Here is a 22603-nt window from a genome sequence, read left to right on the forward strand (position 1 = left end):
AACATGAAAAATGAGAAGGCGAAACAGACGGTCAAACAAAAGACGGTCTTTTCTTTTTGGGAAAAAATCGGGGAAAGTAACTTGCGTGAAATGTTGCTTTATTTGAATCCAGAATTAAGTTTTGAAAGATTTCAGAAAAAGAGATTTTTTAAAGCAGCTTCAATTTTTTTGGCTGCATTACCAGTGATCGCTTTTAAACCAGTTGTAACACTCATAGCACTGGCTTTAGCTTGTTTCATTTACCATATGGACTACAGGAAAATCAAGGGCTGGTATGAGGCTGAAAAATTTCAAAGAGAGCTTGTCTTTTTCAAGTTCTCTAGGGAAGTCTATATTTATTTGCTGGAAAACATGTCTACTGTCTATCAAGCATTTGAACGTCTGTCCTCAAGGGTTGATGAGGGTCTTTTGAAAAAATCGTTGAGAAAGCTATTAATATCAATGCATGAAAACCCTAATGATGTGCAACCTTTCATAGACTTTGCGAATGATACAAGTGGCAGTGATAGTGCTAGATTGTTCATGCTCACTTTGTATGAGTATCAGCAAAATTCAAATGATGACAGTATTATCTATGAATTAGGAAAGATGACGAACGAACAATTATTCATGACGGTTGATGACATTATTGAATATAAATTGCGTAAATTTGGTACTTTTCCCACAAAGATTGCAATGCCAGTCATGATAGTGATGTTTTGCTTTTTTATCACTCTATTAATAGATGGTGTGAAATCCATCCAGTTCATTAATGGAGGTGGGTGATAAAACATGATTGAAGGATCAGTAATGACATTGTTTAAGATTTTTATATTTTGTTTTTGTCTTGTTCTTGTTGTGGATGCCGCGGGCTATTGCATTAGGTTAAATCAAATAAATGACTTTAAGCAGTATGCAAATTACCAGATTGAAAGAAAAGGAGGATTGACAAAAGATGCGCTTCAAGCAATCTCGAAAAAGAATGAAGATTCGTATGGGGGCAGTTTTCAAATTGAAAGCAGTTCTATGAATCAAAAGCATCCTTATGGAACTGAAATTACTTACAGTATTAAAACTACTTATCAATTTTTAATTGGTGGACATGAACAAGAGATTTCGGCAAGAGGAGGGGCATTGTCTTTGATTAGATAAGGAGGGAGGTAGATTGGAACAGAACATATTTAGATTAGGAATTATGGCGATTTTATTCATAGTTTTGGGTTTAACAATAATGGATTTGAAAGATGATTACCCAAATGTAATGCATGATATTGAAAACTTTATCGAGCATGTCACAGGAGACATGCACTAAAAACAAAGGAGAATGATAATTATGGCAGTACCAGAGAATGTGGATCGTTTTTCATGGGGAACATTAGCAGCAGTAATTGCAGGAGTAGTAGGAGCAGCGTTTATTTTAGGATTGACTGATTTTGTTCCATGGCTTATGGACTTTATTCAAACGAGCATTAAAGGACTCGCAAAAAAATAATAAAAGATGCATGAGCAAGTCTTTCGGGGCTTGCTTCTGTCATGGCTTTATATAAAATTGATTTATTCTTAACAGTTGAATTATGGTAAATTAAATAGTGATATTATGGTTCAAAAAAGCAATCGTCTATTCAAATAATAGACAAATTCAAATAAGGTGATTTAAATGATGATATTTGGAGAGAAAATCTGTGGACTTGACTATAAAATTAGAAAAGGAGTATATGCAGTTATTTTTAATTCTGGAAGGGATAAAGTGATGGCTGTTCGAAATGGACATGGTCATATATTTTTACCCGGTGGTGGCATTGAAAGTAATGAAAATCATTTACGCTGTCTCGAAAGAGAAATGCTAGAAGAAACAGGTTACAAAGTTTTAGTTGAAAGCTACATTGGTAATGCCAATAGGTATTTCAAATCCAGAGCAGATGAACCTTTGCTCAGTGATGCGCATTTTTATTCGGTTAGCTTATCCAATAAAATACATGAAGCAACTGAGCTTGATTATAGTCTAGAATGGATTAATGTAAACGAAGCCAAAAACTATTTTCAGCATGAACATCATTTCTGGGCTGTTAAGGAAGCATTAAATAAGTAATACACAAGGGAACTTCTACAACTAGAAGTTCCTTTTATTATTTATATTTATTTAATTAGAAAATTTTTATTAAAAGGAGGGGAAGAAACATGGCCATTCGAAACAACTCATTATTATCAGCTTTTAAGAAGAAGCTGAAAGGTGTTAAAAAGCCAGAGAAAAAGCCAAAATCAATTCCCAGAGATCGAACAAAGATTATTGCCGTAGGTATATGGTCAATGATTGCAACGCTCATCTTTTTTGCTTTCTTGTCTGTGTTGCTGTCGCTCAATACAAGATCTGTAGTAAACGATATTGAACGAAATCAAGAGCGAAACAGTAAGAAAAAAGAAGAAGTTTCTATTGTGGCAGGGGAACGTTTTTTGTCAGGCTTCGTCACTGAATATATCAACGTAAAGAATGAAAATGAGGCTATTGAAAACCGTCATAAAAAATTAATGACTTACCTTGCTAAAGAAAGCGATGAATTAGAACAAGAAACATTATTTGCTATATCTGGTGCGCAAGGTGATCGAATTTTAAATGATTACACTCTTTACAATGTGAAACAGGAGAAAGAAGAAACTCTATTTCAATACGAAATCGAGTATTCAAACATTGTAAAGGTGAAAAAGAAGGAACATGAAATTAAAAAACAAGCATTGCTGAACATTCCAGTAAAAAACAAGGGAGCTCAATTTGCAGTTAGCGGCACTCCCTATATTTCGGAAATATATGATCTCAAAGGCAGTATTGAAATTAACAAAGAAGATCGTGAAGAATATGACGGAGATCAAACAGCAGCCATAAAAGAATTTGTGAATACGTTCTTTCGGAAGTATGCCGAAGAATCAAAAGACGATATGTCATATGTCATGAAAACACCAGAGACTTTAAATGGTCATCTGGTATTTGGTGATGTCGAAAATGTCCGTATTTACAAAAGCGGTGATGGTTTTGAAATATCTTCTGTGGTCATTTTCAAAGAAAAAGAAACAAGCATACCGGTAAAAGAACGTTTTACTTTGTTCGTTACAAAAAATACCGGTCAGTATTACGTAAACAAACTAAAACATCAATAAGGAGTGGGATACATGGAATTTTTAGATTTTCTTGTTTTGGGAGCTAAAACAGATTTACCAACATTGGGCGGTGTCCAAAGTTGGGGTAAACAGGTTGTTACACAATTTATATTCATTGTTGCTATGCTCTTGATTTCAAAACACCTCATGAAACTAAGTGTTGGGAAAATGGTTGGTGTATTAATCACTACAAGTGCGGGTGTATGGGTGGTACAAAACTGGTCTACAGTTACTGGATGGGTTGGTGCGCTGCTTAAAAAGTTATAAGAGGTGAGAGTGTGTCGAGATTTGTATTCAACTATAGAAAAGCGATGCGTGAGCCTAAAAAAATACAAAGGATAACTGAAAATTATAGTTTGCCGTTTGCGATAGAGTTGATCCCGATGATCAACTATTTTATTTTTGTCGCAATTAGTTTCGGGTTTTTCATTGGCGTGAGAAGAAGTTTTCCTCATGCCTTTGAAAATACTTTCGTGATTGTGATCTTTGGTATTCCACTAGGTTTAACAATTCTAATAACCAAGATTAAACCAGAAGGGAAAAATATCTATTTATATTTTTGGGGGATGCTGAAATACTTGATCATGATTAAGTTGCCTAAGAAGAGATATTGTAATGATAAAGTTATGGGTTTTTCAAATGATCAAGAAATAAAATTCAAGTCTTTAGTAAAGGTGGTGCGAAAGAATGGTGAGTCTGAAAACACCAATGAAAACCCTGTTAAACAACATGATCTTGACGAGAACGGGAGACGTTTGGGCGTATTATCGAATAAAGAGTAGTTCCATTCCATCTCGAAATGAACATGAGATAGAAGAATATAAAGACAGATGGACTTCTTTTTATGAGGAGATAACGGATTATGAAGATTTCCACTTGATGATGTATCCTAGTAGATTTGATTTGGAAGGCCGTTTAAACGTTCTGAAAAAAGATATTCATGAGGACTCTGTGGAAGTTGCTTCTTATTACATGCAAGAAACAGTCAATGTAATGAAGCAGCGTTTAGGTAGATTGACAAAACCCGATTTCATTATTGGAATCAAACTTAATAAGTCATTGCTTAGCTTGGATGCTGATATTAAAGACAACGTTCTTTCAATGTTTAATACGGCGACCGATACAGTGGTGAATATGCTGGGGTGGGAACAAGATGTTTCTTCCCAATTTTTTGAACAATATAAAGAGATTGAGGATGATTTGGCTAGTACGGTTACATCTGTGTTTGGAGAGAGATTGAAAGAGACCGAGCTTAGATATATCAATCGTTATCACTTTATAAGAGGACTTTATCACGATGTTGAGGAAGAAAGCCAAAATGGAGATATTCATTCAATTACAAACACTGTTATAGACCCAACAAATCCAGGCTCTTTAAAACTCGTTAGTGATCAAGATGAGGGGTATATTTCAATGATTGTTGTTGACGAATTTTTAGACAACATGGCAAACAGTAACCTTTTTTATGAAGTACAGTCTTTACCGTTCCCTGTAGAGGTCGAGATAAAAGCAAAAGTAGAAAGTAAGTCTATGACGAAGACTGCATTAAATATTAAGCACCAGCAATTGAGGGAAGAACAAAACGAAAAGTATAGCGTTGGTGATGAAAGTGATCAGTCAACCATGACGAGTGCTTTTCTCGTCAAAGACCTTCAAAATAAAATCAAAAAAGAGGAAGTGTCTTTGATCAACTGGCTTGCGGTTGTGATTGTTGACGGACGCACGAAAAAAGAATGCGCTGAAAAGGCTCGGTTGGTCGTGAGACATCTAAAAGGGGCAGGAATTAAATGCAGGATTCCTATTGCTGATCAACTGTCGCTTTTTTATAAAATGTTGCCTGCTGAAAAGTTAGATTTGATGGACAAAAATTGGGTTCAGAAGACAACCCAAAATGGCTTAGCAGAATGTATGCTAGGCGTTGATTCTTTTGTTGGTTCTAAGATCGGTTTTTTTCTCGGTTGGGGAGATCGCTTTGATAAGCATACAGATTTAGAAAGCGCTATTCGATCAAGTCGAGACTTTGTTTTGTATCATCCTTTTCTTGCGAATCAGCAAATAAAAGGCTCTAAAACCAGATCGCCCCATTGTCTAATAACAGGAAATACTGGCAATGGGAAGTCTTTCTTGGCGAAGGTGCTGTACACATATATATCCTTCATGGATATAAAATCACTTTACATTGATCCGAAAAAAGAAATGCGAAAGTGGATTAAGAAAGTTATCAATAACCCACAAACACGTAAAAACTTTCCTTTGTATATTGATCATTTGGAAAAGTATCATTTCATCACGCTTGATCATGAACAGGAAGAGAACTGGGGCGCATTAGACCCAGTTTCCTTCATGCCGCCAACTAAAGCTAAAGACTTGTTAGAAGTTATATTTGAGCAGGTCTATGATTTTAAAGGCAAAGATAATGTGAGCACTGCTTTTCTAAGAGCAATTACAAAAGTACTTGAAATGAAAGAGCAAGGAGAGCAAGTAGGATCGCTGCATGTCATTTATGAATTGCAGCGGCATGAAGAGGAAGCAGTGAAAAAGGCAGGAGATTATTTATACGAGGTTGTACAGGACTCTATCATGAAATTGCTTGTTCATGATGGCTCTAATCCTTCCCTATCTTTAAAAGAGCGCATCACGATTTTAGAAGTTGAGAACATGGACTTACCAGACTTTGGAGAACGTATAGAAAACTTCACCAAATCGCAATTGAAATCAAGTGCGGTTATGTTTGCGTTGGGAAAATTTTGCGAACTATTTGGCATGAATGCAGAAGAAAAAACAGCGGAGTTTATTGATGAAGCATGGATATTTACAGCATCACCACAGGGCAGAAAAGTGGAACGTCAAATGAGACGTATTGGGCGTTCTTATAATAATGCTGAATTCTTTATTTCTCAATCAACTAAAGACGCACTGCATGAGGATGACACAGGAAACTTTGGTGTAGCATTCGCCTTTGATGAACCTAATGAAAGAGAAGAAGTACTCCGTTGGATGAACCTTGAACCAAGCGAGGAAAATAAAAAAATGCTTGAATCTATGTTTCAAGGTCAATGTTTATTTAAGGACATTTACGGGCGTACTGCTAAAATCAGTATTGAATGTTTGTTTGATGAGTGGATGGGTGCTTTTGAGACCATCAATAAAAGCGAAGTGGCGTATGCTGAAGAGATGTACTTATAAACAACAAATAAGATATGTATTAATAAGGCCAATTCATTCCTTAAATCATTATGGGCGCCCAAATTTGGTTGGATGTTGTTTGATGGGTGGTTGAATGCTGGATGCTTTCGAGACCATTAATAAAAGTGAAGAGGCATATGCAGAAAAGACTCGTTTAGGAAAATACAAATAAGATATGTATTATTTCTATTTTAATGATGTGGTGTTATAATTGATATACGATAAACGATATTCAGAAATGGATATTTTTTTAAAACTTCCTTAAACAAAAGAATTGCAATGATTAATAAAACTAAACAAACCGCAACAAATAATTGCAAAATGATAACACTTCAATATATTTTTCGCCTTTATAATGAGGTGGAATGTTAAACAGTTGAGATCACGCAAGGCAAGGGATTAATTTTTAAAATAACAAATAACACACAGAATTTATAAATGGATATTTTTTGAAATCATCTTAAACAAAAGAATTGCAATGATTCAAACCGCAACAAATAATTGCAAAATGATAATACTTCATTTTGCTTTTATGATTATCTGGAAGGCAAATTCAGGCAAGTTCAGGCGAGGCATTAATTTTAAAACAACAAATAACACAGATTTTGTGGATTTTTGTTTCCGATGAGGTCTTCTAATGCGCTAGCAGAGGGGCGGAGGAAATTAAATAAGACCCTAAACGGGTCCATAGGTTTTTATTGCGATTGCTTTTTTCTTCTTTTTTGATTTTTAGGTCTTCGCTTATTTTTAGAATATTTTTTTCTCTTATTATGAAAGAATTTGTATATGCTAAAGGATAAGCGTATCATTCCTAAAATGAAAAGAGCGATTTGCAATAAAGTTCACCTCCTTATAGTGAGGTGTGGGAATACAGCTATGCCAGTAGCTTGTATTCCTTTTCTTATTGTACCTTGTTTCTGCTTTAGTTGAAACCCAAAAAACATGCCTACAGTATGAGTAGATAGGTTTTTCTAGATTTAATCGCAAATCTGTTTAATAAAATGCAAATTTGATTAAGTGAAAAAGAGATAAATAACCACAAAAAGAAATTAATAGCTTTGAAAATTTAGTCGTTCATATATGAGCGACTTTTTTTATTGGGAAAATAGGAGGTTGAAATGAAGAAGAAAAATTTATTAATAACTTTCCTAGCTCTAGTGATGTTGGTTTCTTCTTTAACTGTAGTCTTTGCAGATGACAAAGAAGGAGACAAAACGGTAAAACCAAAGGTCGAAAAGGTTGGAGGGGTGGAGCTGGAAATTAGTCGATTTCCACTTGAACATTATCAAGCCCACAACCAAGCCGAAGATGGAATGATTAAAGGTGCAATTGTATCTTTGTCTAACACTATGTTAGCTGTGACACAAATCATAGTTCTTGTTGTTGACAAGGCAATGGATTTGTTTATGAGTGCGGAGCCAATTGATAACTTTAGTAGTGCTATTACAAACGTTTCCAAACAGATGTACAATGTCCTAAAAAAGAGTTTTGGAGAAATACTTTTTGTATTTATGATAGGCTTCGTAGTCTATCTATTTTTTATTAAGGGCAGTTTTAAAGAAGGTATGAGACGTTTTGCTTTATTTTTTGTTGTCATGGTTGTTTCTGCACTATGGGTGAACAAAGCTGGTTACTGGATTGAATCTTTGAATGCTCTATCAATTGAGGGACAAGGAAAGCTCATTACGGTTGGAAATAAATTGGTCGGTGCGTTTTCAGATAAAAGTGATTCCACTTTAAAAATGGATAATGTCAAAAAAGGTCAGGAAATTGAAGGGACAACTGCTGTTCTTAGGAATTTTTACTTTGATTCAGCGATGAAAAGCCCATACTTGGTGACCAATTATGGTACACCAAATGAAAAAACAATTTTGAAGAAGGGTGATGGTGAAGGTGGTCTTGATCGAATAGATACGCTGCTTTCTTTTAAATTGACCAGTGAGGGGCAGCGAGCGAAAAAAGACTTTATAAACAAAAAAGAAGTAAAGGAATATAAGAATCAAAGCATTGCAGAGGGAAGTATTTACGTTCAGTTGGGATATTCATTTATAGGTTTGCTAGCTGCTATATCTCTTGGTATGCCATTCTTTTTAATTGCGTTTCTTAATTTCTTAATTCAAATTATCGTGCTTGCGATTGCTTTCTTTCTTCCTTTTGCCTTTATCCTGTCTTACGTTCCACAATTTGCATATAGTGGTTTCGTCTCTTTGGGAAGGATGTTCGCATTGTTTGTCTTGAAAGCCTTGCTGACTCTTGTGCTTGTGTTTGTTTATGCAATATGCGTCATTACGCATAAAACTATCCCACCAACGAATTTAGGGATGTATTTTCTCAATGTAGTAGCAATGTCGGTTATTTTGATCATTGCATTTTTAAAACGTGACAAGATAATCAATTTTGTTACGGCTGGTAAAGTGCAAAATGTGGACGCAAATTTATTAGAGAATACTAGAAAGGCAGTCGTTCAACCTTCTTGGGAAGGAGCGAAAAAAGTTAGTAGTGGTATTGGTGAATGGAAAAAGAAAAGAGATGCTAAAAAAGCTGCTGAAGAACTTTCTTTAGGAGACAAACGAAGTGCGCCGCATCAATCAACGGTTGGGAATTCTAAATTTGATAGAACGTCCCAAAATAATCCTATTAAAAAAGATGCGTCTGAGAAAAAAGAAATTGAAAGAGGACGGCAGCTTAATGAATCAAATGTAGATGTAGATTCGAAAGTAGATGATTATAAGCCGCCATTGTACGTTGTGGATGGTGGAAAGGAGGAAAGAACAGATCAAACGGAAACAGGTGCAAGGGCTTCTAATCAACTACCTAAAGTGGATATAGAGCGAAGCGAACAAGCGACAAAAGATCAACTAGCGGAAGAAAGCAAAAATATGTCAAACACTTCAAATCCAATGTCGAAAGTGGATGTAGAAAGAAGCAAACAAGCGACAAAAGATCAACTAGCGGAGGAAAGCAACAATGTGTCTAACGCTTCAAATCCCACGCCAAAAATGGATGTAGAAAGAAGCGAACAAGCAGCAAAAGATCAACTAACAGAAGAAGGGAACAATAATTCTAGCGCATCAACCAAAATACCAATGGTGGATGCTGAAAGAAGTGATCAAATTAAAGAGCATATTACCGAAGAAGAAAAGACCAATAGTCCGAAGGCTTCAACATCAGTTCATGAGGTTGATGTTGAAAGAAGTGATCAAGGTGTTTCTGAAAAAACGTTAACAGAGGAAAGTATCAGTAATCAAAAGCCTGTGAATCCTGTTCCTAATGCTAACGTAGCAAGAAATGAACAAATACAATCAGATGTTCCAAAAACTGAAAATGAAACAGTTAAGACGTCAGATACACAACCAAAAACTAAAAGGGTTATTCAACAGCCCAAACATGTAAAAATTGAATTAGATCAGATAGAGAGTCGTCAAAGCAAAAATGGTCGAGGTGACAGATCATGAAAAAGCTATTGACGGCTTTTTTTACTTTTCTTCCACTCGTATTTTTTGGGGGAATGTTGGTTGTGGTTGTACTGATTTTCGGTGGTAACAATCAAAAAGAGGATATTGGCGGTGGAAATGAAGAGTACGTGACAAATGGCATTGCGCCAGAAATTGAAAGGTTACGTCACGTATTTGAAAAATATGCCCGCAAAGAAGGTGTTTACGATCAGTTGAACATCATCATGGCGCTAACAATGCAGGAGAGTGGAGGACGATATCTTGATATTATGCAGTCTAGTGAATCAATAGGTTTGCCGCCTAACTCTATAACAAGTCCAGAGTATTCCATTCAAGTAGGTGTGAAACACTTTGCGGCTGTTTTTAAAAAAGCAGGGGGAGACGTTCGATTAACATTACAGTCTTACAATTATGGTGGCGGGTTTATTGATTACGTGAAAAAACGTGGGGGAAAGTACACAAAAGCCCTTGCGTTAGAATTTAGCAGATTTCAAGCTCTTAAATTAGGTTGGCGAAGCTATGGTGATCCTAATTATGTTGATCATGTCATGCGCTATTTGAAGGGTGGAGGCACTGTAAAGCCTGTCAACGGCGCTATGGAGGGATATGAAACTGTAATGAACGAAGCTCTTAAGTATGAAGGTAATCCATATCAATGGGCTGGTTCAACTCCTAAAACAGGTTTTGATTGTTCGGGACTTGTGCAATGGGCTTACAGAAAAGCGGGTATTTCTTTGCCTAGAACGGCACAAGAACAGTATGGCGCAACGAAAAAGATTGCTGAAAGTCAGGCAGTACCAGGAGACTTAGTCTTCTTCACGGGTACGTATCAAGGTAAATTTATTACTCATGTGGGAATTTATGTAGGAGAAGGAAGAATGTATAATAGTAACGATAGTGGCGTCCAATACTCTGATCTTAAAAAAGGATATTGGCGTGATCACTTGGTGTCGTTTGGCAGAATAAAAAATTAGGGGGATTTTATGAAAAAAGTATTCTGGGTATTGGGTGGTGTCATTTTGATTTTAGGGATTACGAGTTATTACATGACATACAACAAGTTAAGTGCTGAAAAAAATCAAGCTATTAAAGACCGCCAAAGAGTAGAGAATCAAATGAGCCAGTTGAAGGAATCAGAAGCTGCTAAAGTGAATCAGAAATTTTTTGAAGCGTTCTTTCAATATGAAGATGCGGATGATCGTGAAGGTGCGGTTAGAAAGCTAGCAACCGATAAGGCTATGAGTTATGCGTTTCCTTCAAAGAGTCCTGAAAAACATAGTGTAACAATGCAGGGAGATTTGTTATCTCTCGAAAGCTATTCAAAGAAGGTAGATGAAGACAGGGAGCTTTATTTGAATGAAGCAAAAATTGCGCTTGCTGTGAATGCTGTGACAACTAAACAAGAATTGATTATTCAAACAGAATTGAAAAAAGAAAAAGATGGATGGATTGTTGATAACGTTCAAGTGAAAGGAAGTAATTGAAATATTTACATGAATGAGAACATTAATATGCTTAAAGTTTTACTAAAAATTTCATTTATGTAACTAAATACCCTTTTGGTGGATTCAATTATTTGTCATAATTCCGTTAATGACAGAAAATTCATTTATTTTAAGGGGGGGATTGCTTGATTTCTAGCAAAATTCCATATGATTTAGTGTCTACACGTTTAAACTTTTGGTATACGGCGATTAAAAACAACTTAATAAATGAAGCGAAAGAAATAAAAAGAGAAGTTGAGCAGCTGATAATTAATATGGAAGAAAACCAAGATGTATTGTTGTATTATCAGCTGTTGGATTTTAGACATGAATTAATGCTCTCTTATATGAATGCAAAGGGATTAAAAGAAGTTAATGAAACATACGAACAATTGCGGCAAAATGAAGGGAATCTCACAGGCATGTTGGAATACTATTTCTTCTTTTTTATGGGGATGTATGAATTCAGAAGGCGTGAGTTAACCACTGCCATAAGTGCTTACAGAATAGCGGAGACCAAATTAAACGATATTGAAGACGAGATTGAACATGCTGAATTCTACTTTAAAATCTCAGAAGTTTACTATTATATGAAGCAAACTTTCTTTTCTTTAAATTATGCAAAGAAGGCTCTAAGAATCTACAGTAAATATGATACCTACCATGATCATATTATCCATGTTCAATGCATTATAGCTGGAAATTTGATGGACATCTTAGATTATGAGGGAGCTCTTATTCAATTCAAAGAAAATCTGAGGATCGCCAGAAAAATAAACAAGGAGTATTTAGTAGGTACATCTTATATGAATTTGGGGATTTGCTGTAATGCTCGTGGAGATTATGAAGCAGCAGAAAGATATTTAAAGTGTGCACTTGAAATTTTTGAAGAAGGGAATCACAGCTTTTTGCCGAAAACAATATTTAATATGGCTCATGTTTTATGCAAGGATAACAGAAGGACTAAAGCTAAGGTTTATGTAAAAAAGGGTGTTTCTTTGGCTCAAATGAATAATGATGTTGAGTATATTTCTAAATTTAATATTCTTCAAGGTCTGTATATAAAAGAAGATAAGCATTTGTTAGACCAATGTTTTGGATTCTTTAAAAGTAGGCAAATGTATGGTGATATTGAAGACTTTGCATTAGAAGCAGCTGAACACTTTAGAAGAGCTGGAAGATTTGAAATGGCTAGTGACTATTATCATATTGTCAATCTAGCTAGAATAGAAATTAAAAAAGGAGAAATCATATATGAAAATAAAAATGATTATCTTAGCATTGATGATAGTCGGGAGCGTAGCTATATCGGGTGAATTAACAAAAAGTGAAAATGCTTATTTTAAAAAGCCGTTTAAGGAGAATTTTAAAACATTAGCTGAGAGAGTGGGAAGTTAAAGTAAACCTGATCTTTATATAAAAATCTTAATGTCTTACTTCTGCCACTAATTATTGAATGCATCTTATTTTTAATAAGGTGCATTTTTATTTTGAAAATTTAAAAGCTCAATAAAATACCCGATATTAACTCTATGGAAGTTGTGATTTTTTTGAAAACTTTTATAAAGAGGGAGAAATTATTTAGAGCTTTTAAGGAATTTGTTAAGACATCACGTTTTTTAATTTCTCTTTCCAAAATTTTGGGAGGAAATGAATAATATGACGAATGTAAGAAGGTACTTTGATAGTATTCATCACATGGATATTAAACAAAAGGAAATTAGGGGTAAAGCAAATAACAATGCATCAATAGAGAGATTTTTAAAAGATCTTATGTACGATATTTTATCAAAAGATGACAAACGTTATTATACTTTTAACACTGAAACAGTAGAGGTATCCACGTTAATGTCTAGAGTTTTTAGCCTAGACTTAACTCAAGACTCTTTAGATACTGATATTCTCATAGATGTCTGTAATACTATTGCTCAACGAGCTCTTGAAAAACATATCGATGCTCAGGAGAAGCATAAGATGACAAATATTCAAGAAGGAAGCTTAATTCAATCATTGATTGAGTATGAATCGGAATTATATTTTCTAATTACAAAAGTTGAGCATGAAAACTTTTTGGATGCAAATAATTTCGAAGAGTTTGAGGGGGTTCCTTACAATAAAAAAACAAGAAGTTTAAAATCTTGTTTAATAAAATTTGAGGATGAAATCACAGATATTATAGTTACTGATACAAATACAACAATTGCTTCATACTGGTATAGAGATTTTCTAGAGCTGAAAGAAGTGAATACAGATGAACGTAATACGAGTAAAGCTTTTACTGCTTTCCATAGTATAATTTCGAGAAATGTATCAAAACATTCAGAGGCTGATTATACTCAATTACACAATAGTCTACTTGGTTACTTCAGGAATCACCAAAATTTCTCTATAACAGGTGTTATAGATGAAGTTTTATCGGAATATGTACCAGAGAATAAACAAAAAATTAAGACGGAAGACCTGATTAAAAAATTTAAAGACGAAATGAAAAAAGAAAAATTTGATACAAAGTTTAAGATAGAGAAAAAAGCAATTAAAAACAGAATGAAGAAGACATATAAGGTGAGCGATAAAATTGAAATCAGAATTAGTGGATATATTGAAGATCTAAGTGATAAAATATACGCATCAAAAGATGACGATGAAAACAGAGTAATTGTTATGAAAGTTGAAGACGAAGAAAAATACAATGAAACGTATAGACGCTTTAAATTTCGTGAATAAGAAGGTGAAAGTTTGGATGTCATATTATATCTTAAAGAAAAATTTGACCTTACAATTGTCAAAACATCTGAAGATTTTAATAGGTGCGAAGTTTATATAAAAATCGATTATGAAGCAGCAGAAGAGAATCTGGGTTATTTGGAGGAATTTTTTTCTCGTGTAAATGAAAGGGATAAGGTCGTAATTGATCTTAAAGTGGATGGTAATACATTAGAGTCTGCACGGAGTACAGAAGAATTAGATGATTTGACCGATGTGATTAAATATGCAGCTAAATCGAGTAATGAGTCAGAATGTATTGTCGTTGTTACAATTAAAAAGAAAATTGTTGATGATTCAATTACTGTTTATAATTTTAATTCTTTTAGAGAATATTTAAGTAAACTGAATTTAAAAGCGACGTTTTCAAAACTAAATGAGTTAATAAAGCAAAAAAACAGATTAAAATTTGAAGTTCAAAATGAGGGAATTGAAGGTGGTACAAAAAGCTTTTATTTCTCTTCAACAAATAACTTTCCAAGCGAATTTTTATTGGAAAGAAATGAAATAACTTCTTTTAGAAATAAAATTAGTAACATTATTAACAATAATGCATTAGATTTAATACCAGAGGATTTTAAATTAATACCAAATTCAACTGGTTTAGGGAAAATGGAAGAAATGTTCAATGATCTTTATTTAATATACTCATTTGCTTTTCTTGCAAATAAAGTCATTATGTTTAGCAATGACACAAACAGTGTTGATTTAGAGTTTTCAGGGCATAGAGACTTAACCTTCAAATTAAACTATAAAGATATGTCTGTAGATGCTGATATTGTAACTTCAATATATCAATGGGTTTATGGGGGATTTCATCCGTTTGAAAAGATTGGTTTAGCCAGAGATACAATTACAAAAGATTGCAAGATAGTAGAAGGAGAAATTAAACTTGATGAGGAAAGTTTCAGCTCATTGCAGACTAGTTACCAAATGTTCCAAAAAGAAAATTTGGAAGAGTATCTAAAGGCTAAAGATACATTATCTGAAATGCTTATTTCTTTGACTAATCAAACTAGCCAAATAGTAAGTGGTTTGGCTAACTCTTTAAAAAGTAATCAGTTGTTGATTATTACTTTTTTTACCTCAATTGTCATATTGAATGCATTCTCAGAGGGACGATTTGAAGGAATCTTCACAAAAGATATCACTGTCATTTCATATGCCATTTTATTAATATCATTTTTCTTTTTATTATCTTCAAAATGGTATGCATGGATGGAACACCATAGATATAAAGTGCAATATAAAAGACTTAAGAAAATGTATAAGAATATTTTAAGCCGAGAAGAAATCAAAGAAATCTTTGACTCCGATGAGCCTTATATGGAAGATTTACGATTTGTCAGCTTTAAGATTTGGTTATTCACTATAACTTGGCTTTTAGAAATTCTGATAATTTTGGGAGTAATACTATACTTAAAAATCTGCTTTTAACTTCTCAATTTATTTAGGAAGTTTTAGCAGATTTTTTAAGTTCATAAGGTATAGGTTAAATTAATACACATCGATTTCAAAGATATTGTAATATAAAATTATAGACATGTTAAGAATGACCAAGAAATGTCCAAACTAAGTGAATACAAATGTAAGCTAACCAAATTAGGATAAATAAATGTAATACCATCAACTTTTCGGAAGTGACAACTTTTATGCTCTGGGTTGAGGGCCTAGTGGGTGAATAACCCGTGGAGGTTCAAGTCCTCTCGGCCGCATCTAAGAAACCAAAGGTTATAGACCTTTGGTTTTTTTATTTTTTACAACTTGTAAACGAATCTGTCCAAATTCTGTTCACTCACCATAAGTAAGTAGTTTTTTTGTTTGAAAGGCATTAAAAGATTTTTATGGTTATTGTTAATTTTTCTTTTTCTTTATGCTATTAAAGTTAATGAAACTAATCATTCGTTGAGAGAGTCTTCATTTTAAATTTCATAGTAAAAGTAGTCTTTTTAATGGAGTGAAAAATTATAAATAATATCATGATTAAAAACATAGTCTCATTATTTTTATTTGCGACACTTATTATTTCGATTCAACTAAACAATTATTTACTTATTGCTATATGGGCCGTTACTTCTATTTTTCTTTTTGTAACTTTTGATAAATCTATGAAATTGTTTGTTGTCACAAATGTTCTATTTGGCATTGGATTTTTCGCTTATTTATATGTAAATTCACATTGGACGATACAATTCCAAACAGAGGAATTACGTATATTTTTCAGCAGGGTATCATTAGTTTTTATATTGGTCCCACTGTTCATTTTATCTTTCTTTTCTAAGTCTAAATTTATAACCTATTTGAAAAAGCCACAGTGGAATGAATTAATTTATTTCCCGTTTATTTGGTCAGGATTTCACCGAACAAGTGTTAAATTCTTTCTTTTCATAGCGCTATCAGTTAATATTGTCAGCTTTGCACCATTTATTATTCAAAATGGCTGGTCATTTATCGAAGAAATATGGCTATTCACTATCATATTTTCAATTACAAACGCTGTACTCGAAGAAATAATTTGGAGAGGTAACCTTTTGGGGCGACTCTCAGAACAATTAGGTGAAAAATGGGCGGTTGTGGTAACGAGTTTAGGTTTTGGATTACAACATTATTCGCTCGGAATTCCTTGGGTTATTTGTATTGGTTTTTCTATTGGAGGAATGTTTTATGGAGGGATCACTATCAAATCTAAAAGTATTATTCCCTCGATTATTTGGCATATTGCTTTAAACACTCTCATGGTTTTAAGTGGTTTAATATTAAAATAAAAATTTTGTAGAAATGGATTCAGGCAATAGAACTATTCTTTGTATGTAATATCAACAATGAATTTTAACAGAGCCTTCCTTCATAATTAAGTTGAATGGTTGGTCAGTATGAAACAGATGTAATTTACAAAGAAACGAAGTAGAAACTTATTATGTAAATTCATTCAGATTGTAGACCTTTGGTTTCTTGTGCTTTCGAAGTAATTTGATCAGTTATATATGACAGTTTGCGATAATATCAAGTTCAGTGAAACGAAGAATATTGCTAAAATTGTGATAAAATATTGAAGGCTAGGAAAGGGGAAATCAATACATGTCAATTTACCATAAAGTCATTGGAGAAGGATTTCCGATCGTGATATTGCATGGTTGGACACTTGACCATCAAGTGATGTTACATGCATTGGAACCGGTATTTGAAAAACAAAGCGGTTGGAAAAGAATATACATAGACTTACCGGGGATGGGACGTTCCAAGCCGCATCCGTCTATTCAGAATTCTGATGATATGTTAGAAGCGGTATTGCGTCTTTTGGATGAGATGATCCCTGATGAACAGTTTATTGTTTGTGGTTATTCATATGGAGGATATATAGCTAGAGGTATTGTTCATTCACGCTGGGAAACCGTTCGTGGATTACTGCTTGTAGCCCCAATGACTATACCTGTATTCGATAAAAGAGTTGTGCCAGAGAAGACCGTTCTAAAAAGTGACAGCAGCTTGATATCACAGCTCTCTCCCGAGGAGACGGATGAATTTTGCTCCATGGCCGTTGTGCAAGGAAAAAAGGAATGGGAAAGATTCCGCGATGAAATTTACCTTCCTTCTAAACAAACAAATCATGAATTCATCAACAATATTCTTCAAAATGGATATGGCTATACTTTCGATATTACTTCTGAATTTCAGTATCCTACGCTCATTATCACAGGACGTCAAGACCATGTCGTCGGATATCACGATGCGTGGCGGCTGATCGAAGACTATCCAAGGGCCACTTTTGCTGTGCTTGATATGGCTGGCCACAACCTGCAAATCGAACAACCCGATGTATTTAACTCATTAGTCCGTAACTGGTTAAACAGATTTGAGTCGGAAAATATGTAGTTGTACACCTTTGTATAAATAGAAGTTTTCTTGATTCGGGTGCGTGCTGTATGAATGATTTTTATAGTTTCTAAACAAGAAAGTCCACTCATTTTATGTGAGTGGGCTTTTTGTTTGAGTTATAATAAATGTCGTTCTAATCGATCGAAAGATTTCAAACTATTAGGTTGTGATGAAATTTCCAACTAAACAACGAAATGATAAGGTGGGATTGAGCTTATGCTTGGATTGCCAAGAGGGGAAGTTTTTTTAGTTCCTTGGTCTGCTGAATGGACCAAAGAATTTGAAAGGGAAAAGGAACGAATAGTAGAGGTCATTGGTCAGTATACAGTGAATGTGTATCATATTGGAAGTACAGCAGTTAATGGTTTGAGTGCGAAACCCATTATTGATATTGCGGTTGAAATAGATTGTTTTCTTGACGGGAAACAGTGTGTAACAGCTTTGCAAGAGCTTGGTTATTCATATAGAGGAAACAATGTTTTACCTGAAAGATACTATTTCAACAAAGGAGAACCACGTACTCACCAAATCCATATGTATCAAACAAGTAATAGATATTTACTTGAACAGTTAAATTTCAGGGATTATTTAAGAAGTAACGAATTAGTAAGAAATGAGTACGAGCAGCTCAAACTGAACCTATCTAGTTTAAATAAAAATGACAAACACAAATATGCCGAGGGAAAAACTAACTTTGTTCGGGCGATTTTAGAGAGAATTTAGATAAAGATTTCTTTTCATGCTGAAAAAAACTAATTTTATGCACAAATGATTTAACGTAGCTAAATGAACAGTTCATCATTAAATCCCTGTCTTATTAGTGTTATCATAGCGCATTTGGTGCTCTTTTAAATCCTAAATTGCAATTATTTCCGATTCATGTTACAATAAGAATAATTATTTTTGTTCGGCGTAAAGGATAGCATGAAGAAAGACTTTTCGTCTTGAGGATACTTTGGGCAAGGATAGTATAATACATTGTGTGGTAACGCACTAGGAGGCAACAAACATGGAACAAGGTACAGTAAAATGGTTTAACGCAGAAAAAGGTTTTGGATTTATCGAACGTGAAGAAGGCGACGATGTATTCGTACATTTCTCAGCTATCCAAGGTGACGGATTCAAATCTTTAGACGAAGGTCAAAAAGTAACTTTTGACGTAGAGCAAGGTTCTCGTGGAGCTCAAGCTGCTAACGTTCAAAAAACTGCTTAATCTTCATTTTTTAAAACAGGTTCTCTGTAGAGAGCCTGTTTTTTTGTGTTTTCATTTATTTCTGCAATAAAAAACCCTACTCAACGTACAAGTAGGGAGATGTTACAAGGTAATCGTAAAAAAATTCATGCTTCAAAGGTTTATCAACAGTATAGCATATTGGATTTACAATATGCGGAATTTGCCTAAATAAATTCTTTTTTCTTTACTGGTTGAAGATAGAGGGATTTGTTCGTAGAGAAAATGTATTCAAAAAATGGGGAAGCAGGTAGACAATATTAGCAGAAACTCTTGATTTGTTTTTCAGTGATTCCTTTGATGACTTCTAGCTCACTAAGCAAATAACCATGAGCATCGTCAAGCATTTTCTTTTCGCTTGCATTCAGTTTTTTTTCTTTCTTCATCCGCATGAGATCACGTACCACTTCAGCGCCTTCTAGTATGTGGCCCGTTTTTATTTTGTCTGTGTTGATTTTATATCTCTCTTTCCATGGCAATAACTTATCTGATGTTCCATTTTGGAAAGTGTGTATGATGTTCTTTAAGGCAAGTATATCTGTAACAGGTCTTATCTTTGACCTTGACATCTTCCTTGTAGGAATCATCACTTTCATATGGCTAACGGCCATCTTAATCACATAATACGATTGTTTTTCATCAGAGAATTCTTTTTCTTCTATGGCTTCAATTATACCTGCTCCGTGCATTGGATAAACAATATTATCACCAATTTGAAACATATCATCCGCCTCCATATCATGTATCTACTTTAAGGGTACCACATTTAGAGGTAAAATAATCAAATTTTTAATAATAACATGTTTATTTATTTTCTGTCAATAAATTTGGTTCTAAAAAAGTGAGATTTTTTCATGAAAATTTCGGGTGGTTTTTGATCATATCCTCAAGAATCCTTGCTCCATTTTGGCAATATTCACATGTACCGCAAGAATCGACAAAACAACCGACGCCTACACGATCACCAATGTTGAATTTCGTGACAGCATCCCCTACAGCTGAAACAACTCCAGTAATCTCATGACCCGGAACCATTGGGAAAATACCGCCGCCCCATTCATCAAAGGCACTGTGGATATCTGAATGACAAATCCCGCTAAACTGAATATCAATTAAAATATCATGTGGACGAAGTGCTCTTCGTTCAATGGTTGTCCGTTCAAAGTTTGCTTTTGCATGGGAAACACTTAAAACGTTTGATTGGTGCGTCTGACACATTCTGGATCATCCTTTCAAAAGTAAGATTCGGTCCTTCCTCTATACTGTACGTCTTAAAGTGAACTTTAAGTCAACATAGAACCTTCTGATCGCCTGAATTCAGGCTTTAGTATCAGCCTTGAATCAAGATTTGAGCCAAAAGTATCTTGTCTTCTCGATTAAAATGGAGATGATGGGAAAAGGGAGATCGTCAAGTAAGAGAAAGAAGAGAAGGGTGAAAACAATGAAAATAGCACAAGCCGCCAAGCAGCTCGATTTATCTACTGCTACGCTCAGGTATTATGAGAATATAGGTTTAATTCGACCGATCAGGCGTGATGAAAATGGTGTTCGTGATTATACAGAAGAAGATATTCAATGGATAGAATTTATTAAATGTATGAGAAATGCGGGTCTGTCAATTGATGCTCTTAGAGAATATACGGCTTTATTTATCGAGGGAGAGGATCGTACATTGTCCTCAAGGAAGCGTATTTTGGTCAATGAGAGAGAAAGACTCGTAGACAAACAAAAGGAAATCGAAGAAACGATTAAACGGTTAGATTACAAGATTGAAAGTTATGAAGATATTATCCACAGTTATGAACAAAAACTAGTTCATCAATTAAAAACGAGCTCTATTTAAATGAAGAAAAACCTGTGACTTGTCACAGGTTTTGTGATGTGGTTATCTTTTTGTGTAACGTACCCAATTGTAATGAGCGTAAAGTGGAGTAACACCGTTGTAGGAGCCGAGCCATTCATCGACACCTGCACCATTCCATAAGTTCATCATAATCTTTCCTGGTGTTTGAGGGATTTGAGTAGTAGCCGTATGTTTTAATTGACCGTCCACATACCATTTAATCGAGTTAGGCTGCCAGTCGAACGCATATGTGTGATAAGAGTTTGCTGCATCAAAACCAAGGTTGACGATTTTTTCATGATTTCCGACACCATTGGTATAATAGTTGAATTGTACCTTCGTGGTATCTTTTCCGAGAAACTCAATGTCAATCTCATCCCAAGGTGTACCATCCGTCGGTCCAGTATAAGTAAAGAACGAAGATACGATCCCAACATTTTTGGCTGGTTTCATGCTGACTTCATAAAGTCCGTAGCCGTAAGTTTGAGTGGAACGGTTTTCTCCGCAGTCAAACTTATTATAGGAAGGACTTGTGAGCGATAAGCGCATTTCACCTAAAGACGTCGTCGAGACATTATTTGCACGCCACGTACAGTTAAACATGTTTCCATTCGAGTACCCATCGGCTTTTTGCCATAACCCGGTATTGTAATTGTTAAATGGCTCATAAAACGATCCACCGGTTTGTGCCGAGGCACTTGCAGCAAATGTGGACAAACTTAAGAATAATCCAGTGACAAACAGCATCAACATTCGTTTTACACGGTAAGACATGTAGGCATTCCCCTCTCTTTTTGAAAGCGATTTCTTGATTGATCATACATGATTCTCTCAAAATGGAAAATCGGTCTAAATAATGATAAACAGTGTGTTTTTTAATAGAATGAAAAGAAAATTGATAGGTAAAAAATAATGATTGACAAAGCGGACAGTTGTCCGTAAGATAATACCGGTACAATTGTCCTAATGAAAATGAAAGAAATTTGATTTACACATAGAGATACATGCAAGGTGGATGAAGGTAAAGAAGGTGATGCATCATGGAAAAGGATATTGGAAAGGAAATTGAAGAGGTCGCTTTTTCTTTGTTTCAGGAATTTGGTGTGGAAAATGTTAGTATGCATAAAATTGCTAAAACAGCTGGTGTTGGGCAGGGTACGCTTTACCGCCGATATGCCAATAAAAGTGACTTATGCCTTTCGATCCTTGGAGAAAGATTTGAACAACTGATCCCTGCGTTGCATCTTTACTTAAGTAAAATCAGTGATCAGCCGGTTCGTGAGCGTTTACGATATGTTCTTGAAGAAATTCATCTCATCGTCGGACATCATTTAGATTGGATTCGCATGCTCACAATCTCTGGGAACTTAGAGCAGACAAGTAAAGTATATGATTGTCATTACAGTCAATCTCTGAAACAAATCATTCGTCATTTGCTTGAGGAAGCAGAAGAAAAAGGGGAAGCAAACATACAGGATATTGAATTGACGACGTTATGCATGTGTTCTCCGATGACACCCGAACTGATGTTTTATATTCATGAATCTGGTTATTCAATTGAAAAAATCGCTCAATTCGCTGCAGAAAAACAGATTTTATCTGTTTTCAATAGACATTGAAGTGGCTCATTTCTGTC

23 protein-coding genes and 1 pseudogene are annotated in these 22603 nt (G+C 34.6%); 21 read left to right on the top strand and 3 right to left on the bottom strand.

Going from position 1 to position 22603, the window contains the following annotated elements:
* The first annotated feature begins 3 nt into the window (after window positions 1-3).
* The 19 genes from NST57_RS02890 (at window position 4) to NST57_RS02980 (ending at window position 19106) form a co-directional block, all read left to right on the top strand.
* Window positions 4-765 (top strand): hypothetical protein, encoded by a 762-nt coding sequence (locus NST57_RS02890; RefSeq protein ID WP_268496428.1) that lies wholly within the window; start codon window positions 4-6, stop codon window positions 763-765.
* Window positions 766-771: 6 nt separating this feature from the next.
* Entirely contained in the window at window positions 772-1131 is a 360-nt protein-coding gene (locus NST57_RS02895; RefSeq protein WP_283924299.1) for a hypothetical protein, read from the top strand.
* 13 nt (window positions 1132-1144) lie between these two features.
* Window positions 1145-1291: a hypothetical protein gene (locus tag NST57_RS02900; protein WP_283924300.1), complete on the top strand. Its 147-nt coding sequence runs from the start codon at window positions 1145-1147 to the stop codon at window positions 1289-1291.
* A 21-nt stretch (window positions 1292-1312) separates the two neighbouring features.
* Entirely contained in the window at window positions 1313-1471 is a 159-nt protein-coding gene (locus NST57_RS02905) for a hypothetical protein (protein ID WP_268496423.1), read from the top strand.
* Between the two features lie 168 nt (window positions 1472-1639).
* Entirely contained in the window at window positions 1640-2068 is a 429-nt protein-coding gene (locus NST57_RS02910; RefSeq protein ID WP_341298000.1) for an NUDIX domain-containing protein, read from the top strand.
* A gap of 89 nt (window positions 2069-2157) precedes the next feature.
* Window positions 2158-3129, top strand: coding sequence for a conjugal transfer protein (locus NST57_RS02915; RefSeq protein ID WP_341298001.1), 972 nt, complete (start codon window positions 2158-2160; stop codon window positions 3127-3129).
* Window positions 3130-3141: 12 nt separating this feature from the next.
* Window positions 3142-3396 carry a hypothetical protein gene (locus NST57_RS02920; RefSeq protein ID WP_041092938.1) on the top strand — a complete coding sequence of 85 codons (255 nt, stop codon included), beginning with the start codon at window positions 3142-3144 and terminating at the stop codon, window positions 3394-3396.
* An 11-nt stretch (window positions 3397-3407) separates the two neighbouring features.
* The gene (locus NST57_RS02925; protein WP_341298002.1) at window positions 3408-3911 is read left to right on the top strand and encodes a conjugal transfer protein; all 504 of its coding nucleotides are present in this window, start codon (window positions 3408-3410) and stop codon (window positions 3909-3911) included.
* The gene (locus NST57_RS02930) at window positions 3817-6315 is read left to right on the top strand and encodes an ATP-binding protein (RefSeq protein ID WP_445818777.1); all 2499 of its coding nucleotides are present in this window, start codon (window positions 3817-3819) and stop codon (window positions 6313-6315) included. Before NST57_RS02925 ends, NST57_RS02930 begins: the two co-directional genes overlap by 95 nt.
* A 1118-nt stretch (window positions 6316-7433) precedes the next feature.
* Complete coding sequence (locus tag NST57_RS02935; protein ID WP_341298003.1) at window positions 7434-9770, top strand: CD3337/EF1877 family mobilome membrane protein; 2337 nt, start codon at window positions 7434-7436, stop codon at window positions 9768-9770.
* Between the two features lie 53 nt (window positions 9771-9823).
* Window positions 9824-10744 (top strand): bifunctional lytic transglycosylase/C40 family peptidase, encoded by a 921-nt coding sequence (locus NST57_RS02940; protein ID WP_445818812.1) that lies wholly within the window; start codon window positions 9824-9826, stop codon window positions 10742-10744.
* Window positions 10745-10753: 9 nt separating this feature from the next.
* Window positions 10754-11254 carry a hypothetical protein gene (locus tag NST57_RS02945; RefSeq protein WP_341298005.1) on the top strand — a complete coding sequence of 167 codons (501 nt, stop codon included), beginning with the start codon at window positions 10754-10756 and terminating at the stop codon, window positions 11252-11254.
* Between the two features lie 146 nt (window positions 11255-11400).
* A complete protein-coding gene (locus tag NST57_RS02950; RefSeq protein WP_341298006.1) occupies window positions 11401-12570 on the top strand; it encodes a Rap family tetratricopeptide repeat protein in 1170 nt (389 codons plus the stop codon).
* Between the two features lie 343 nt (window positions 12571-12913).
* Window positions 12914-13978, top strand: coding sequence for a hypothetical protein (locus NST57_RS02955; RefSeq protein ID WP_268497127.1), 1065 nt, complete (start codon window positions 12914-12916; stop codon window positions 13976-13978).
* 12 nt (window positions 13979-13990) lie between these two features.
* A complete protein-coding gene (locus NST57_RS02960; RefSeq protein ID WP_341298007.1) occupies window positions 13991-15454 on the top strand; it encodes a hypothetical protein in 1464 nt (487 codons plus the stop codon).
* Between the two features lie 542 nt (window positions 15455-15996).
* Window positions 15997-16782, top strand: a complete 786-nt coding sequence (locus NST57_RS02965; RefSeq protein ID WP_341298008.1) for a CPBP family intramembrane glutamic endopeptidase — start codon at window positions 15997-15999, stop codon at window positions 16780-16782.
* A gap of 313 nt (window positions 16783-17095) precedes the next feature.
* Window positions 17096-17890, top strand: coding sequence for an alpha/beta fold hydrolase (locus NST57_RS02970; RefSeq protein ID WP_341298009.1), 795 nt, complete (start codon window positions 17096-17098; stop codon window positions 17888-17890).
* A 219-nt stretch (window positions 17891-18109) separates the two neighbouring features.
* Window positions 18110-18616, top strand: coding sequence for a GrpB family protein (locus NST57_RS02975; protein WP_341298010.1), 507 nt, complete (start codon window positions 18110-18112; stop codon window positions 18614-18616).
* Between the two features lie 286 nt (window positions 18617-18902).
* A complete protein-coding gene (locus tag NST57_RS02980; RefSeq protein WP_003214229.1) occupies window positions 18903-19106 on the top strand; it encodes a cold-shock protein in 204 nt (67 codons plus the stop codon).
* Between the two features lie 278 nt (window positions 19107-19384).
* Here NST57_RS02980 and NST57_RS02985 read toward each other — a convergent pair whose 3' ends face one another.
* Window positions 19385-19846 (bottom strand): CarD family transcriptional regulator, encoded by a 462-nt coding sequence (locus tag NST57_RS02985; protein ID WP_050826994.1) that lies wholly within the window; start codon window positions 19844-19846, stop codon window positions 19385-19387.
* Between the two features lie 181 nt (window positions 19847-20027).
* Window positions 20028-20342, bottom strand: a pseudogene (locus NST57_RS02990) (alcohol dehydrogenase catalytic domain-containing protein); the annotation flags it as partial.
* Window positions 20343-20565: 223 nt separating this feature from the next.
* On the opposite strand from NST57_RS02990, the gene NST57_RS02995 reads away from it, so the two are divergent.
* Window positions 20566-20967, top strand: coding sequence for a MerR family transcriptional regulator (locus NST57_RS02995; protein ID WP_017366673.1), 402 nt, complete (start codon window positions 20566-20568; stop codon window positions 20965-20967).
* A gap of 42 nt (window positions 20968-21009) precedes the next feature.
* Here the strand turns inward: NST57_RS02995 and bglS are convergent, their stop codons facing one another.
* Complete coding sequence (bglS, locus tag NST57_RS03000) at window positions 21010-21741, bottom strand: beta-glucanase (RefSeq protein WP_341298011.1); 732 nt, start codon at window positions 21739-21741, stop codon at window positions 21010-21012.
* A gap of 266 nt (window positions 21742-22007) precedes the next feature.
* Between bglS and NST57_RS03005 the strand changes: the two genes are divergently transcribed.
* Window positions 22008-22586, top strand: a complete 579-nt coding sequence (locus NST57_RS03005) for a TetR family transcriptional regulator (RefSeq protein WP_142154136.1) — start codon at window positions 22008-22010, stop codon at window positions 22584-22586.
* Window positions 22587-22603: the final 17 nt, after the last annotated feature.

The sequence above is a fragment of the Bacillus sp. FSL M8-0077 genome, from assembly GCF_038050255.1.
Taxonomy (GTDB): Bacteria; Bacillota; Bacilli; order Bacillales; family Bacillaceae; genus Bacillus; species Bacillus altitudinis.

What these genes read in the sequence shown, in the direction of transcription:
- NST57_RS02970 (WP_341298009.1), top strand. Translation starts at nt 17,096, where the DNA reads ATGTCAATTTACCATAAAGTCATTGGAGAAGGATTTCCGATCGTGATA.
- NST57_RS02915 (WP_341298001.1), top strand. Translation starts at nt 2,158, where the DNA reads ATGGCCATTCGAAACAACTCATTATTATCAGCTTTTAAGAAGAAGCTG.
- NST57_RS02980 (WP_003214229.1), top strand. Translation starts at nt 18,903, where the DNA reads ATGGAACAAGGTACAGTAAAATGGTTTAACGCAGAAAAAGGTTTTGGA.
- NST57_RS02905 (WP_268496423.1), top strand. Translation starts at nt 1,313, where the DNA reads ATGGCAGTACCAGAGAATGTGGATCGTTTTTCATGGGGAACATTAGCA.
- NST57_RS03005 (WP_142154136.1), top strand. Translation starts at nt 22,008, where the DNA reads ATGGAAAAGGATATTGGAAAGGAAATTGAAGAGGTCGCTTTTTCTTTG.
- NST57_RS02935 (WP_341298003.1), top strand. Translation starts at nt 7,434, where the DNA reads ATGAAGAAGAAAAATTTATTAATAACTTTCCTAGCTCTAGTGATGTTG.
- NST57_RS02890 (WP_268496428.1), top strand. Translation starts at nt 4, where the DNA reads ATGAAAAATGAGAAGGCGAAACAGACGGTCAAACAAAAGACGGTCTTT.
- NST57_RS02975 (WP_341298010.1), top strand. Translation starts at nt 18,110, where the DNA reads ATGCTTGGATTGCCAAGAGGGGAAGTTTTTTTAGTTCCTTGGTCTGCT.
- NST57_RS02920 (WP_041092938.1), top strand. Translation starts at nt 3,142, where the DNA reads ATGGAATTTTTAGATTTTCTTGTTTTGGGAGCTAAAACAGATTTACCA.
- NST57_RS02910 (WP_341298000.1), top strand. Translation starts at nt 1,640, where the DNA reads ATGATATTTGGAGAGAAAATCTGTGGACTTGACTATAAAATTAGAAAA.
- bglS (WP_341298011.1), bottom strand. Translation starts at nt 21,741, where the DNA reads ATGTCTTACCGTGTAAAACGAATGTTGATGCTGTTTGTCACTGGATTA.
- NST57_RS02945 (WP_341298005.1), top strand. Translation starts at nt 10,754, where the DNA reads ATGAAAAAAGTATTCTGGGTATTGGGTGGTGTCATTTTGATTTTAGGG.
- NST57_RS02955 (WP_268497127.1), top strand. Translation starts at nt 12,914, where the DNA reads ATGACGAATGTAAGAAGGTACTTTGATAGTATTCATCACATGGATATT.
- NST57_RS02995 (WP_017366673.1), top strand. Translation starts at nt 20,566, where the DNA reads ATGAAAATAGCACAAGCCGCCAAGCAGCTCGATTTATCTACTGCTACG.
- NST57_RS02895 (WP_283924299.1), top strand. Translation starts at nt 772, where the DNA reads ATGATTGAAGGATCAGTAATGACATTGTTTAAGATTTTTATATTTTGT.
- NST57_RS02930 (WP_445818777.1), top strand. Translation starts at nt 3,817, where the DNA reads ATGGTGAGTCTGAAAACACCAATGAAAACCCTGTTAAACAACATGATC.
- NST57_RS02985 (WP_050826994.1), bottom strand. Translation starts at nt 19,846, where the DNA reads ATGTTTCAAATTGGTGATAATATTGTTTATCCAATGCACGGAGCAGGT.
- NST57_RS02940 (WP_445818812.1), top strand. Translation starts at nt 9,824, where the DNA reads ATGTTGGTTGTGGTTGTACTGATTTTCGGTGGTAACAATCAAAAAGAG.
- NST57_RS02965 (WP_341298008.1), top strand. Translation starts at nt 15,997, where the DNA reads ATGATTAAAAACATAGTCTCATTATTTTTATTTGCGACACTTATTATT.